Raw genomic sequence first — 14963 nt, forward strand, 5'->3', positions numbered from 1 at the left:
AAAAGCAAACGCTTTCCCTTGTTTGCCGAACAAGATTAAGAAAGTGATAGAGGGGGAAGTGAAAAAATTCTTGTTTAGATTATCTGGGATTGGCCTGGGCAAAACCAACTTCTTTAGGTGGATCAAAACTCACCCAGAAACCTCCGATATTGCTAATTCGCACAGGAAGCGCGGCTGCCAAGGCTGAGAAGGCAAAGTCCGTGTCATCTACCGGGAATGTCCCAGTCACACGTAATCGCGCTACATCTGGATTTACCCTGATGCGCCCCAGACGATATCGTGCCAGTTCCGCCACCACATCTTCCAGGGCAGCATTTTCCACCATCAGCATGCCATCCTTCCAGGCATCCATATAGGCATGGCTGGTCAGCATGGGAGATAACTCATGGTCATGCAGAATGATGGACTGGCCTTCTTCCACCAGTTGCTGCGGATCACACTCGGCAGCTGGCTGTGGTCGGCATATCGCGGGACGGGCAATCACAGCAGACTCGGTCACACTGAGCAATGCACTACCATCGTCAAGGGTACGTACAATAAAGCGGGTGCCCAGGGCACGCATATTGCCTACGGATGTGAGCACCACCATCGGGCGTGACTCAGCCTCATCATGACCAGTTTCCACCTCGATTTCACCATGGTGCAGTATGATGGCGCGTTGATCCACATCGTATGCCACATCAATCGCGGTACGGGTATTCAAGTGAATCACCGTGTTATCCGGCAAGACAATCAGTCGGCGCTCACCTGTTGCCGTATGGTAATCCGCCAGCAAGCCACTGAAAGGCTGATACTGATTGAATGCTGCCAATGTACCAACAAGCATCAATACCAGGCTGAAAGTAATGGCACCACGCTTGATACGGCGCGCCTTAATCGGTTTGGTGAGGATGGAACGCAGGGTAGAAGATTGTGCAGGGGCAATGGCGGCATCCAGCATGCCCAGTTGAAGCCAGGCACGTGCATGATCAGGATGAGCTGACAGCCAGAAGTCCAAGGCAATATTGTCGCGCTCCGTGCTTTCGCCGGAACTCATACGCAATTGCCAGTCTATGGCTTGGTCCAGCACGCGCTGGGAGACTGGCAAGTTCTCATTACTCATGGGAAACGAGCGGAGTTATCGGCAACACTTCTGCACTCACGCTCTCCGTCGAACCAAAGCGCAACGTATAGGCCTGACGCGCAGCACGAGCAAGATATTGGCGCACTCGCGGCACAGAAACTCCCAACAATTCGGCAATCTCAGCATGCTTTAGGCCATCAAGACGGCTGTACAACCAGGCTGCTCTTGCCTTGGGACTGAGACCTGCCAGCAGGCTATCCATTTGCTGCAGCAGTTGCAGGGTTTCAAGCCTATCTTCTGGTGAGGGCTGCAAGGCTTCTGGAAACTGGGCAAGTGCCTCCAGATAGGCTCGTTCAAGATCGGCACGACGAAAGAAATCCACCATGATGCGCTTGGCAATAGTGGTGAGGTAAGCCCGTGGCTCATTGATTTCATCAATTGGCCGCGTCTGCTGCGCACCCAGAATGCGGATAAAGGTATCCTGCGCAATATCCGCAGCATTGTCAGGGCAGCCAAGCTTTTTGCGCAGCCAACCCCTCAGCCATTGGTGATGGCTGGCATAAAAGTTATGCAACAGATTATGTTGTGTTTTGCGCATGAAACCCTGAAATGCTGAGAAACATTTATTGAGAACAATTCTCATTTTATCAGTCCTCCATTCGCTTGAATAGTGTTAACCCCTTTGGCCTTTATACTTTTACATCACGTTTTTATCGTTTTACTCGCGAAATCAAAATTCTGCTTGATTGCATCCACCCGCGCATCAAACACTGCATCCTTGATATCGGCAGGATTTTTCTGGGCAGCAGCAATTGCGCCTGCATCCACCTGCATCACCACATTCAGCACTTCCAGCAAGCATTGAAAGTGCGGTAGGTCCTGTTGCTCAAAATTGGTACGTCCTCGCGCATCAGCCTCGCATGCAGCGAGAAAATCGCGAAAACGCTGCGGTTGGCGTATCGCGTCTGTTTCCAGAAGAAATCGTAACACAGTATCAGGACGCATTTCATTGACCTGGTGTACCTTGCCATGAAATCTGGCCACTACCTGCGCCAATTCCTTACAATCGTTGGGCACGCGCAAGCGCTTGACCACATCCTTGAGCAAATCCATGCCGCGCTCTTCATGCCCTATGTGTCTTGGCAGTATCTCTGCAGGAGTGGTGCCCTTGCCCAAGTCATGTGTCAGGGCAGCAAACCTGACAGGAAGCGAGAACCCTTGGCTGGCAGCATAATCAATCACCATCATGATATGGATGCCAGTATCTATTTCAGGATGATACTTTGCAGTTTGCGGCACACCGAACAGGCGGTCCAGCTCGGGGAATATGCGTTGCAATGCCCCACATTCGCGCAACACATCAAACATGCGGCTGGGACGGGACTCCATCAAGCCTTTGGCCAATTCCTGCCAGACACGCTCTGGCACCAAGGCATCCACTTCCCCTTCATTCACCATCCGCCTCATCAGCAGCATGGTTTCATTTGCCACGGTGAATTCGGTAAAGCGTGCTGCAAAGCGTGCTGCCCGCAGGATACGTACTGGGTCTTCACTAAATGCAGCGCTGACATGGCGTAATTGCTTCGCCTCAATATCAGCCACGCCATGATAAGGATCTATCAATTTTCCAGCCTGATCCTGGGCTATGGCATTAATAGTAAGGTCGCGGCGCGCGAGATCTTCCTCCAGGGTGACATCAGGTGAGGCATGTACCTGAAAACCCTTATATCCCTTGCCAGTCTTGCGCTCCGTACGGGCAAGGGCATATTCTTCATGGGTTTGGGGATGCAGGAATACGGGGAAATCCTTCCCTACAGGACGATAGCCCAAAGCCACCATTTCCTCCGGCGTGCTGCCAACCACGACATGATCACGGTCCTTGACCGGCAGGCCCAGCAATTCATCCCGTACGGCACCGCCCACCGAGAAAATGTCCATACCCCTACCGCTTGCTGAAACTACGCCCGGCCAAGCTACGGAAACGGTCATACGCACTTCTGGGCGTGTCGCCAGCCAGGTACTCTGCAGCCACGGACTCCAGTGCTGTTGGCTGTATACCGAACAGGTTGGACACATCCCCATCACAAACGCTATCGACTTCCATCGAAAACAGGTTGTCGCGCGTCATCAGCTTGATGGGCATCAGTTCCAGGGCATATGCCTGATAGTAGGAAAACCTGTCATTGAGCGAAATGATGCGGCGCTTCTTGCCCAGAATGAAGGCAACAAACTCGATCAGCTCCTTCAACGTATAGACACGAGGCCCACCCAGATCAAAAGCACGGCCATAAGTACTGATGTTTTCCAGCGTGCTGACAAAAGCATGCGCCACATCTTCCACCCAGATAGGTTGAAACCTGGCTTGGGGCTTGGCAACGGCAATCACCGGCAAGATTTTGACCAGGCTGGCAAACAAACTGAGGAAACTGTCGCCGCGGCCAAAGATCACCGAGGGCCGGAACACCGTAACCTGGATCTCACCAGACCTGGCCAGGACTGCTGCCTCACCGGCCGCCTTGGACTTGAGGTACTCACTCCTGGCGCGGCTGCTGGCTTTCAAGGCGCCCATATGCACTAGGCGGCCGACACCCTGCTTGCAGCATATATCAGCCACACGGCGCGGCAAATCGACGTGCAGGGACTGGAATGTTGCATTGCCTGACTCATGCAATATGCCCACCAGGTTAATCACCGCATCCTGGCCATGTATGTGGCCGGAAAGCGCGGTATCGTTGAAAATATCGCATTCCACCACCTGCACGTTGGGCAGCAGGATCAGATGCTTGCTGCTTTCGCGCCTGCGCGTTAGCACTTTCACGTCGTATCCCGCAGTGCTGAGGCGTTGCACAACAGCACTGCCGACGAAGCCAGAGCCACCCAATACACATATTTGTCTGATACGTTGCATCAAATACAGTCCTTACTTTATTAGTATGTCACCAAGCCACGGCCAAACCTTCTCCCAAGGCGGCAGTGTTATCACTTTGCCTCAATCCTCTTCCGCGCTGACTGCGCTGCCTACACCAGGCACCACGCCCAAACGCTCCTTCAGCGTCAGCTTCCTGGTCCCCAACTGTTGGGAATAGTAATAAGAATTGCCCAGCACCTTTTTCACATAATCACGCGTTTCACTGAAAGGGATGGTTTCAGCATATACCGCACCTTCCAGTGGCTTGTTCGAAGCCCAGCGCTTGGGACGCCCCGGGCCTGCATTATAGGCAGCTGTCGCCATCAACGGCTGACCGTTCATCTGGTCCATGGTGTAACGCAGATAGTGCGTACCGAACTTCAGGTTGGTATCCAATTGGTTGATCATGGAAGGCTCGTAATGGCCCATCCCTATCCGCTTAGCTATCCACTTGGCGGTAGCTGGCATCACCTGCATCAGGCCAGAGGCACCAACGGAAGACTTGGCCCAGCTGACAAAGCGGCTTTCCTGCCGAATCAGTCCATACACCCAAGCTTCGTCCAGCGAGTTTTCGGCAGCATAGCCCTGCATCATGTCACGGTATGGTGTGGGATAGCGCAAAGCAAAGTCATGCAGCAACTTGGTTCGGTCTGCAGTACTGATGGCAATATCATACCAGCCTTCCCGGAAGGCCACTTCAGCCGCTGCGATCAGCTGTTTGTCGTCAAAATCGCTGGTGGCGTAAACCCATTCCGCCCTGGATTCCCAGCGCATATCCAGGCGCCGCAATGCCAGCGAGCGCTGTATGCCGGGATATGCCAAGGCAACACGCACTTCTTCTGGGGTTGCCTTGTAAAAAGCGGGAGGAGCGGTCACCACATCCCCCATCTCCTCTTCGGCCAGCAAACCATAATAATTGTTTTCCTTGGATAACCTGACGAGTATCAGGTTTGCAGCCACCAGCTGCTTTTGCTCTTTGAGTGCACGCGCCTTCCAGTAACGCCACACCCCTTCATCCTGCTGGGCTTCCGGCATCTCGGCAATGGTGGATTGCAGGACTTTCCAGTCGCCATTGCGCAAGGCAGAACGTGCTTTCCACTCAAGCTGATCCTTGTCCAGTACAATATTGCCGGCACGGTCGTAATAGGCCAACGCCAGTGGATCATGCTTGCGTGCGGCATGTACTGCAAAGCGCCCCCAGAAATAGTCACGATCAGCAGGGTCAAAATTAGTATGGACTTTTTCCCATATATCCAGCGCCAACGCTGGCTGGCTTTTGCTCAAGCGTTCCAGCGCGTAAAGATTGAGTTCTTTACCCAGGCGGCTCTTGAAGGAAACCTGGCGTTTCTCCAGCACCTGCTGTGGATTCTGGTACACCCGGTCGAGCAGTTTCAGGCTGGATTTGTCAAAATTAGGCATACGCTGCAGCACGGTCTTGGCAACCGTGATCTTGGAACCTTGCAAGAGCAGGCGGGTACGCGCCCAGATATCCTCTTCACGCAAAACCCCGCCCTTTTGCAGGCGGTCGAATACAGCCTCGCAATTGGCTGGCAGCTCACTGCCGGTCATCCACAAAGTCTTGCCATCCAGTACCGCGGCCTCAAGACCTTGTTGAATACCCGCGTCAATCGCATAGCAACTGACAGTAGCGTCATCGCGCTTGAATTTTGGGTACTCATCAAAGAAGGTCTGCCAATCCTGCCTGCGGGCCAGTGCCTTGAGCCATTCGCCACGCACGCGGTCGGCAAAGGGCAAGTCGGCATAACGGTCAAGAAAACTGCGTACGGTCTGGTTGTCGGCCTGGCTCAGGTTAAGCAGCATTAACCAGTAATCGGCATAGGGCGCCAGCACATGGTGCTGTGCCTGCAGTTTCTGTGCAGCCTCGGCAAGTACTGTAACGTTACGGGAGTTATAGGCATTGCGGGCGCTGACGAAAAGGTCATCCGGGCTTGCCGCCCACAGCGTGCAGCTGCAAAAAAGAGCAGCCGCCACTATCATCCGGCCGAAGATGGCCAACAGAAACCCAGCAAATGTGACGCAGTTGCCTGCCATACTTGCTGCATTTCCTGTATTGCTGCGTGCTGCTATACAGCTTGTGTTAGCCTCTCTCAACTGCATTTTGTATTACCTGACTCCATGAAGCTCAATCAAGCATAGCATAGCCATTCTGATAAATGGCTGATGTCGCCTGAAACTAATAGAGAATGATGCGGCCCATGGCGATGACAAGCGCCACCACCAATAGCATGACCAGGGTGAACTTGATCAGCTGCCAGGTGAATTTCAGGTAACGTTTGTCACCTGAAATAATGTAGATACCCATTGATACCGCGACTGAAATCAGCCCCAGCACCAAGAGAATACGTAAGACCAGCATGGTTATATATATTGCAACACTGGCGGCACGCCTATCGGTGTCTGGAATGCCCCCGGCGCTTCTTCAAACTTGTCGAAAGTGGCATATTCCCAGGCATCGGCATCGGCGAGCAAGGTCCGCAGCAGTTGATTATTCATATAGTGGCCGGCCTTGAAGGCGCTAAATGCACCTATCAGCGGATGCCCTAATACATAAAGATCGCCGATCGCATCGAGCATCTTGTGTTTGACGAACTCATCGTCATAACGCAAGCCGTCAGTGTTCAGTACGCGATACTCATCCAGCACAATGGCATTATCCAGGCTGCCGCCACGGGCAAGCCCCATGGAGCGCAAAGCTTCCACCTCATGCATGAAACCGAAGGTGCGTGCGCGGCTGATTTCCTTGATATAGGAATTGTCGGCAAAATCAATGGACACCTTCTGCCCAGTATGTTCCACGGCAGGGTGGTCAAAATCAATGGTGAAATCCAGCTTGAAGCCAAAATAAGGGTCAAAACGCACCCACTTGTCACCCTCGCGATATTCCACGGTTCTCTTGATGCGGATGAATTTCTTCATCGCTGGCTGTTCGACAATGCCGGCCTGTTGCAGAAGGAAGACAAAAGGCCCGGCACTGCCGTCCATGATAGGCACTTCACCCGCATTGAGCTCAATATGGATGTTGTCTATGCCAAGCCCGGCAAGTGCAGACATCAGATGTTCAATCGTGGCAACCCTTGCACCGCCGCAATCCAGTGCGGAGCAGAGCTTGGTATCGGTAACGAGATGAGGTTGCACCCTGAATTCCGCGGTATCGGGCAGATCGACCCGACGGAATACAATCCCGGTATCAGGCGCGGCCGGCCGCAAGGTCAGGGTAACCTTGTCGCCCGAGTGCAATCCCACACCGGTGGCACTAATAGTCGTTTTCAGTGTTCTTTGTTTAAGCACTGTCGCCCCCTCTCTCGAGAGCCCTCATTCGTTTTCAATTGCCTGATTATAACACGCTGGCTGCACCTGCCATGGCAGGCGTCATCATCCACAAAGTCCCCATACGGGCAACCTATCCAGCTTACAGCTTGCTACTTAATCAGCCTGTTTGCGCAGGAATGCAGGAATGTCGTATTCCTCCACGCCTGACATCTTCATGGCTTCAACCTGTGCACGACGGCCGTTGGAGCTGAATACGGCAGGGCCTTCTTCATCTACGCCACCTACGTACATGGGCTGGTTGGTCGTACCATCGCGCACCTGCGTCATGACACGCAGCTCCGGCTTTTGCTGACGACGGTTGACAACACCGTTGAGGCCAGTGGCCACCATGGTCACGCGCAGTCCGTCACCAATGGATTCATCAAACACATTGCCCACAATCACGGTGGCGTCTTCGGCAGTGAACTCCTTGATGGTGTTCATGACATCATAGTATTCCTTCATCTTGAAGGAAGTGCTGGCAGTAATGTTAACCAAAACACCTCGTGCATTCGCCAGGTTCACGTCTTCCAGCAACGGGCTGGCAACCGCCTGTTCAGCCGCAATACGGGCACGTTCGCTACCAGTGGCAGTTGCAGAGCCCATCATCGCCATGCCCATTTCAGACATCACGGTGCGCACGTCTGCAAAGTCGACGTTCACCATGCCTGGGCAATTGATGATTTCGGCAATACCCGAAACCGCATTGTGCAACACGTCATTCGCCGCCTTGAACGCATCCAGGAAAGGTACATCCTCACCCAACACCTGCATCAGCTTTTCATTGGGAATAATGATAAGAGAGTCCACGTGCTTGGAAAGTTCTTCCAGGCCTTCCTGCGCCACCTTGGTACGCTTGCCTTCAAAAGAGAAAGGCTTGGTGACGACAGCTACAGTCAAAATGCCCATTTCCTTGGCTACTTCGGCGATGATGGGGGCTGCGCCCGTACCAGTACCGCCACCCATGCCGGCGGTAATGAACAGCATGTCGGCACCATCAATGATCTCGGCAATGCGGTCACGGTCTTCCAGCGCGGCTTCACGGCCGATTTCCGGACGTGCTCCAGCACCAAGGCCCTTGGTAATGTCAGTACCGATTTGCAGGACTGTCTTGGCCTGGCTCTTCTTCAACGCCTGCATATCAGTGTTGGCGCAAATAAATTCCACGCCGCCGACTTCCTTGGCAATCATGTGGGCAACAGCATTACCGCCGCAACCACCCACGCCTATCACCTTGATCACGGCCTCTTGTGAGTCCCTGTCCATAATCTCAAACATGTTAAATCCTCCTTAAGTTACGTCTGCCTAAACTCGAAAAAATCTGCAACACACTACACATTCATGTTTACTACTAAAAATTCCCCTGGAACCAACTCTTCATGCGGCTGAACACCTGACTGAAAGAATTGGATTCCATCTGGCCCTGGAACTGCCGTTCCACCTGCTGCTTGCCCATCAGGACCAAACCCACTCCGGTGGCGTAACGCGGATTTCCCACCACCTCGGACAACCCTCCCACATAACGCGGCATGCCTAAGCGCACCGGCATGTGGAATATCTCCTCACCCAGCTCCACCATGCCTTTCATCATGGAAGAACCGCCTGTAATCACGATGCCGGAGGCAATCATTTCCTCCATGCCACTGCGGCGCAGCTCGCCGAGCACAAATTCATACAGCTCAACTACCCGCGGCTCGATCACCTCGGCCAAGGTCTGCACCGACAGCTGGCGCGGATCACGCCCATCTACACCAGGCACCTCGACCACTTCACGCGGGTCGGCCAGTTGGCGCAATGCACAGCCATGCTTGATCTTGATTTCCTCGGCAGATTGCGTTGGCGTGCGGAAAGCCACGGCAACGTCATTGGTAATCTGGTCGCCAGCGATGGGCACCACTGCGGTATGACGAATCGCGCCCTGCTTGAACACGGCAATGTCGGTCGTGCCGCCTCCTATATCCACTAGGCAAACACCCAGTTCCTTTTCATCGTCGGTCAGCACAGCCATGCTGGAAGCCAGCGGCTGCAGGATGAGATCGCTCACTTCCAGGCCGCAACGCTTGATGCACTTGACGATATTCTGCGCGGCCGACACGGCCCCAGTGACGATATGCACCTTGACCTCGAGCTTCATGCCGCTCATGCCCAATGGCTCACGTACATCCTCCTGGCCATCGATGATGAATTCCTGGGTCAGGATATGCAGGATCTGCTGGTCGGAAGGCAACGCGATTGCACGTGCGGTCTCGATTACACGGTCCACATCCATCTGTGTCACCTCGGCATCCTTGATCTTGACCATGCCATGCGAATTGAGGCTCTTGATATGGCTGCCGGCAATGCCGGTAAACACGGTACTGATCTTGCAATCCGCCATCAGCTCAGCCTCTTCCAGCGCACGCTGTATCGCCTGCACCGTGGAATCTATATTCACCACGACGCCCTTTTTCAGGCCGCGCGAAGTGTTCTGTCCCAGGCCGATGACCTTGAGGCTGCCCTCTGGCTGCAACTCAGCGACAATGGCAACAATCTTCGATGTCCCAATATCCAGCCCGACAATGAGATTTTTATCTTCCCTCACCCTGCTCATTTATCTCTCCAATTTTCCATGTTACTCAGGCTGCCCCTGTCTCTCGTTTGGGCACTGCCACTTCAGGCTTGCGTACCGCAAAGCCATTCGGGTAGCGTAAATCGGCGTAACTGATGCCCACTTTCAATCCGCCCAATGTCTGGCTGTACGCACCCGCAAATTTCTGCAAACGCTCTTCCATCTGTTCCCGGCCCAGTTCTATCACCAGCCCCTTGTCTGTTTTAATCTGCCATGCACGACGGGGTGTCAGCGCCAATTGCGCAATACGCATACCGTTCACCCCTGCCAATATCTGGCTGTATTTTCCGTAGTACTGCGCTACTTCCTTCACACCATCACCCGGCCCGTAGAACACCGGCAAATCACTGTCTGATGCGGCATGGAACAATTCGCCATAGGTATTGACCAGCGCAATATTGCCCCAGCGTGCCAGTTCCTTTTGCTCTTCCACTACCACTTCCAGTTTGTCGGGCCAGCGTTTGCGCACGCTCACTTTGCGAGCCCACGGCAGCTTCTGGAAGGAATCGCGTGCCTTGACCACGTCTACCGTAAAAAAATTGCCTTGCAAATGACGGTCCACAATCAACTTGATCTGCTCCCGTGTCACATGTTCCAGCTGTCCTTCCACCCGCACTTCCTTCAGCGGGAAGATAGGCAAGTGCACCACCACGTACACCAGGCCATACAAAAACATCACGGCCGCCAATGCATTGAGGAAGTTCGCGATCCAGTTGAGGACGCGCGGCTTATCCCACATGTGCAGACTCCAGCACTCTCAACACCAGCGCATCAAAATCCAGCCCCGCAGCCCGCGCACCCATCGGTACCAGGCTATGGTCCGTCATTCCTGGCGAGGTATTCACCTCGAGGAAGTAATGCTTGCCAGCCTCATCCATGAGGAAGTCCACCCGGCCCCAGCCACTGCCGCCTATGGTGCGAAATGCTTGTATTGCCTCGGCCTGGATCTGCATTTCCTGCTTGGCAGGCAATCCGCACGGGCAGATATATTGCGTATCGTCCCGTAGATATTTGGCCTCATAGTCATAAAACTCATTGGCAGGCACGATACGGACTATCGGCAATGCGGTATCTCCCAGAATGCCTACCGTATATTCACCACCGCCGACAAACTGTTCCGCAATTACCAACGGGTCAGATTGAGCAGCCAGCTCATAAGCGGCTTTAAGCGCGCCCGACTGTTTCACCTTGCTGATACCTATGCTGGAACCTTCATTGGCAGGCTTCACAAACAAGGGCAAACCCAACCTCCGCTCTATCGCATCAAAATCACTGTTCGCGGTTACCAGCTCAAAATCCGGCGTCACTATCCCGGCTGAGCGCCACAGCAATTTAGTACGCCATTTGTCCATGCCCACGCTGGATGCCATGACACCGCTGCCTGTATAGGGAATCCCCATCAATTCCAATGCGCCCTGGATAGTGCCGTCCTCGCCATAGCGGCCATGCAGGGCGATAAATACACGATCAAATGCTGCCAGCTCATGCAAAGGTTTTTCGGCCAGATCAAATGCGTGCGCATCCACGCCGCTACGTTGCAAAGAAGCCAATACTGCGCCACCGCTATTGAGCGATACCGCGCGCTCACCGGACTTACCACCCAGCAGCACAGCCACTTTGCCAAACTGACTACTCATGCCCACTCTCCAATTACCCTGACTTCCTGTTGCAATTCCACACCCTGTTTCTGCTTCACTGTTTCACGCACATGCGCAATCAGGTTTTCTATATCGGCAGCACTGGCTTCACCTGTATTAACGATGAAGTTGGCATGCTTTTCTGACACTTGCGCACCGCCTATGCGATATCCCTTGAGCCCACTGGCCTCGATCAACCTAGCGGCATGGTCGCCCGCCGGATTGCGGAATACCGAACCTGCATTTGGCAGGTTCAATGGCTGGGTGGCCAGGCGCCTTGCCAGCAATTGTTTGATTTTCAGTTCCGCTTCGCTGGCATCGCCTTCTTCCAATACAAACCACGCGCCGACAAACCATTCATCTGCCGCTGGCATTTCCACATGCCGGTAGGCAGTGCGGAATTCTGCCTTGCTGCGTGCATGCAGCTGGCCTTGGCGGTCTATCGTCAGCACCTGATTCACCACATCCCAGGTTTCACCGCCATGGCAGCCTGCATTCATTGCCAGCGCCCCGCCCACGGTACCGGGGATGCCCGCCATGAACTCGGCACCATGCCTATGCTGGCGCGCAGTAAATTTGGCAAGCTTGGCGCATGTGACACCGGCCTCGGCAAACACCATGTCGTTGTCCATTTCAAGCGCAGTCAGTACGCCATGCATCAATATCACCGTGCCCCGCACGCCTCCATCCCGTATTAACAGGTTGGAGCCCAGACCGATAAACTGGACGGGTTCTCTCTTCCCCAAGCCAGCGAGGAAATTCGCCAGATCATCCAGGTCTGCTGGAATGTAAAGCCTGTCGGCAGCACCACCTGCACGCCAGCTGGTGTAACGCGCCAATGGTTCGTTCAGCAACAAAGTGCCTGAACCGGGTTCGCGTTGCGCCATCACTGGGCAAGCTCCCTGGTTTTTGCAGCCACCTGGCCAATAGAGCCAGCGCCCATGACAATGACCACATCATCACTTCGCGCCATATCCAGGATTGCCTGCGGCAACTCATTGGTCGTTTCCACAAACAGCGGCTCAACCTTGCCCGCCACGCGCACCGCCCTCACCAGAGAACGCCCATCCGCGGCAACAATAGGTGACTCACCAGCGGAATAAACTTCTGTCAGCAAGGCCACATCTGCGCTGGAAAGCACCTTGACGAAATCCTCGAAGCAATCACGCGTCCGCGTATAACGATGAGGCTGAAAGGCCAGTACCAGGCGACGCCCGGGAAACGCGCCACGGGCCGCGGCAATCACGGCCTGCATTTCAACCGGGTGGTGGCCATAATCATCGATCAGGGTGAAAGTACCCCCATCCCTGGCCTGCACTTCGCCGTAACGCTCAAAACGGCGCCCCACTCCCTTGAATTCTGCCAATGCCTTGATGATGGCGGCATCCGGTACATTCAGCTCACTGGCAACGGCAATTGCGGCCAGTGCATTCAATACATAATGATTGCCCGGCAGGTTGAGCGTGACATCAAACGTGGTAGTCGCCCCATTGATGCGGCTCACCGTGAAATGCATCTTGCCGTCTTCAGCCCGCACATTGCTGGCACGTATCCGGGCTTCTTCGGAAAAGCCGTACGGCATCACCTGCTTGGAAATCTGCGGCAGGATGGCACGCACATTCGGGTCATCTATGCAGACCACTGCCATGCCGTAGAATGGCAGGCGTTGCAGGAACTCGACAAACGCGCCCTTAAGCCGTTCGAAATCATGGCCATAGGTGTCCATGTGGTCTGCATCTATATTGGTCACTACCGAGATGATAGGGGTCAGATGCAGGAAAGAGGCGTCGGATTCATCGGCCTCTGCCACGATAAATTCACCGGTTCCCAGACGCGCATTGCTGCCAGAGGCTTCCAGCCGGCCGCCAATGACAAATGTCGGATCCATGCCGGCTTCAGCCAAGATGCTGGCAATCAGGCTGGTAGTCGTGGTCTTGCCGTGGGTACCCGCAATCGCAATCCCCTGGCGAAAGCGCATCAGTTCAGCCAGCATCAATGCGCGCGGCACGATGGGGATGCTGCGCTCGCGCGCCGCCGCCACTTCAGGATTGTCATCCTTGACCGCGCTGGAAATCACCACTACATCGGCACTGCCCAGATACTCTGCCGCGTGGCCCTTGCGCACAGTAGCGCCAAAGCCTGCCAGGCGGCGCGTAATCGCGTTATCGGCAAGGTCGGATCCGCTGACGCTAAAGCCCAGATTGAGCAGCACCTCAGCAATGCCGCTCATGCCTGAACCGCCGATACCGACAAAATGCACGTTCTTGACCTTGTGCTTCATCGCGCCACCTCCGCACAAATATTGGCAACAGTGGCTGTTGCTTGTGGCTTGCCCAGCGCACGCGCCTTGAGCGCCATGTCCAGCAGCCTGTCGCGGTTCATATCTTTAAGAATGTCCAAAATCACGCCTATGGTTAAATCTTTTTGTTGTACCAACAATGCGGCGCCTCCCTCTACCAGATAGGCCGCGTTATACGTCTGATGGTCATCCACGGCATATGGGAAAGGCACCAGCACACTGCCGACGCCTGCTGCGGATAATTCCGCCACAGTCAAAGCACCTGCACGACAAATGACCAAATCGCTCCATGCGTACATTTCTGCCATATCCGCAATAAACGCCCGTGTATCCGCCTCGACCCCCGCATTGCGATAATGCTGTTGCAACTGCTCTATATGTTTCACGCCAGCCTGATGCACGACCTGCGGACGTTGTTCAAGCGGAAGCCTTGCCAGTGCTTGGGGAATCACCTCATTCAGTGCCTGCGCCCCCAGGCTGCCACCCACTACCAGCAGGCGTAGCGGACCCTGACGGCCCGCCATACGCTGCTCTGGCGCCTCAACCTGGGTGATTTCCTTCCGTACAGGGTTACCGACCAACTGTGCCTTATTGCCAAATGCGCTAGGAAAGGCTGCGAGCACTCGTTTGGCAAAGTTGGCCAGACTGCGGTTGGTCAATCCGGCAATTGAATTCTGCTCATGAATCACCAATGGACGACGCAACAGCCAAGCTGTTACACCACCTGGAAATGCAGCAAAACCTCCCATGCCCAATACCACTCCAGGCTGGTATTGGCGCAATGCACCATAACTTTGTGAAATCGCCACTGCCAGCTGCATCGGTAACATCAACCAGCGGTTGATGCCGTTACCGCGCACGCCCTTCATGCGAATCACCGAAACATCGTATCCCTTGCCTTCTATCAGGCGATTTTCCATGCCTCCCTCGGTCGCCAGCCAGACTATCCTCCAGCCTTGGGCGCGCAGGTAATCAGCTACCGCCATTGCCGGGTAGACGTGTCCACCAGTGCCGCCAGCCATCACCATGAGGGTTTTGTTAACCATGCAGCACCTCCACTGACAAAAATACTGTGGAGAAAGAAGAAAGAATTTGGCGACGACCGATGCGCTCAACCT

Annotated in this window: 14 protein-coding genes; all 14 read right to left on the minus strand. The window is 54.4% G+C overall.

The window, feature by feature from the left end; genetic code table 11:
• Nucleotides 1-79: 79 nt before the first annotated feature.
• The 14 genes from LG200_RS11240 to murG all read right to left on the minus strand — a co-directional run bounded on the left by LG200_RS11240 (nucleotide 80) and on the right by murG (nucleotide 14891).
• Nucleotides 80-1102 (minus strand): FecR domain-containing protein, encoded by a 1023-nt coding sequence (locus LG200_RS11240; protein ID WP_226757720.1) that lies wholly within the window; start codon nucleotides 1100-1102, stop codon nucleotides 80-82.
• Nucleotides 1095-1661 (minus strand): sigma-70 family RNA polymerase sigma factor, encoded by a 567-nt coding sequence (locus LG200_RS11245; protein ID WP_226757721.1) that lies wholly within the window; start codon nucleotides 1659-1661, stop codon nucleotides 1095-1097. The genes LG200_RS11240 and LG200_RS11245 overlap by 8 nt, the downstream gene beginning before the upstream one ends.
• A 104-nt stretch (nucleotides 1662-1765) precedes the next feature.
• Nucleotides 1766-3001, minus strand: a complete 1236-nt coding sequence (locus LG200_RS11250; RefSeq protein WP_226758247.1) for a multifunctional CCA addition/repair protein — start codon at nucleotides 2999-3001, stop codon at nucleotides 1766-1768.
• Nucleotides 3002-3005: 4 nt separating this feature from the next.
• On the minus strand, nucleotides 3006-3971 hold the full coding sequence (locus LG200_RS11255) for a complex I NDUFA9 subunit family protein (protein WP_226757722.1): 966 nt from the start codon (nucleotides 3969-3971) through the stop codon (nucleotides 3006-3008).
• Between the two features lie 81 nt (nucleotides 3972-4052).
• Entirely contained in the window at nucleotides 4053-6023 is a 1971-nt protein-coding gene (locus tag LG200_RS11260; protein ID WP_226757723.1) for a lytic transglycosylase domain-containing protein, read from the minus strand.
• A gap of 142 nt (nucleotides 6024-6165) precedes the next feature.
• Nucleotides 6166-6348, minus strand: a complete 183-nt coding sequence (locus tag LG200_RS11265; protein WP_226757724.1) for a hypothetical protein — start codon at nucleotides 6346-6348, stop codon at nucleotides 6166-6168.
• A 2-nt stretch (nucleotides 6349-6350) separates the two neighbouring features.
• Nucleotides 6351-7280 (minus strand): UDP-3-O-acyl-N-acetylglucosamine deacetylase, encoded by a 930-nt coding sequence (gene lpxC, locus LG200_RS11270; RefSeq protein ID WP_226757725.1) that lies wholly within the window; start codon nucleotides 7278-7280, stop codon nucleotides 6351-6353.
• A 135-nt stretch (nucleotides 7281-7415) separates the two neighbouring features.
• Nucleotides 7416-8579, minus strand: coding sequence for a cell division protein FtsZ (ftsZ, locus tag LG200_RS11275; protein ID WP_226757726.1), 1164 nt, complete (start codon nucleotides 8577-8579; stop codon nucleotides 7416-7418).
• Nucleotides 8580-8652: 73 nt separating this feature from the next.
• Complete coding sequence (gene ftsA, locus LG200_RS11280; protein ID WP_226757727.1) at nucleotides 8653-9891, minus strand: cell division protein FtsA; 1239 nt, start codon at nucleotides 9889-9891, stop codon at nucleotides 8653-8655.
• Nucleotides 9892-9916: 25 nt separating this feature from the next.
• Nucleotides 9917-10648, minus strand: a complete 732-nt coding sequence (locus tag LG200_RS11285; RefSeq protein ID WP_226757728.1) for a cell division protein FtsQ/DivIB — start codon at nucleotides 10646-10648, stop codon at nucleotides 9917-9919.
• Complete coding sequence (locus LG200_RS11290; RefSeq protein ID WP_226757729.1) at nucleotides 10638-11546, minus strand: D-alanine--D-alanine ligase; 909 nt, start codon at nucleotides 11544-11546, stop codon at nucleotides 10638-10640. Before LG200_RS11290 ends, LG200_RS11285 begins: the two co-directional genes overlap by 11 nt.
• Nucleotides 11543-12433 carry a UDP-N-acetylmuramate dehydrogenase gene (gene murB, locus LG200_RS11295; RefSeq protein WP_226757730.1) on the minus strand — a complete coding sequence of 297 codons (891 nt, stop codon included), beginning with the start codon at nucleotides 12431-12433 and terminating at the stop codon, nucleotides 11543-11545. Before murB ends, LG200_RS11290 begins: the two co-directional genes overlap by 4 nt.
• Entirely contained in the window at nucleotides 12433-13827 is a 1395-nt protein-coding gene (gene murC / locus LG200_RS11300; protein WP_226757731.1) for a UDP-N-acetylmuramate--L-alanine ligase, read from the minus strand. Before murC ends, murB begins: the two co-directional genes overlap by 1 nt.
• On the minus strand, nucleotides 13824-14891 hold the full coding sequence (gene murG, locus LG200_RS11305) for an undecaprenyldiphospho-muramoylpentapeptide beta-N-acetylglucosaminyltransferase (RefSeq protein ID WP_226757732.1): 1068 nt from the start codon (nucleotides 14889-14891) through the stop codon (nucleotides 13824-13826). The genes murC and murG overlap by 4 nt, the downstream gene beginning before the upstream one ends.
• Between the last annotated feature and the right edge of the window lie 72 nt (nucleotides 14892-14963).

This window comes from Methylobacillus caricis, assembly GCF_020532705.1.
In the GTDB taxonomy this organism is placed as follows: Bacteria; Pseudomonadota; Gammaproteobacteria; order Burkholderiales; family Methylophilaceae; genus Methylobacillus; species Methylobacillus caricis.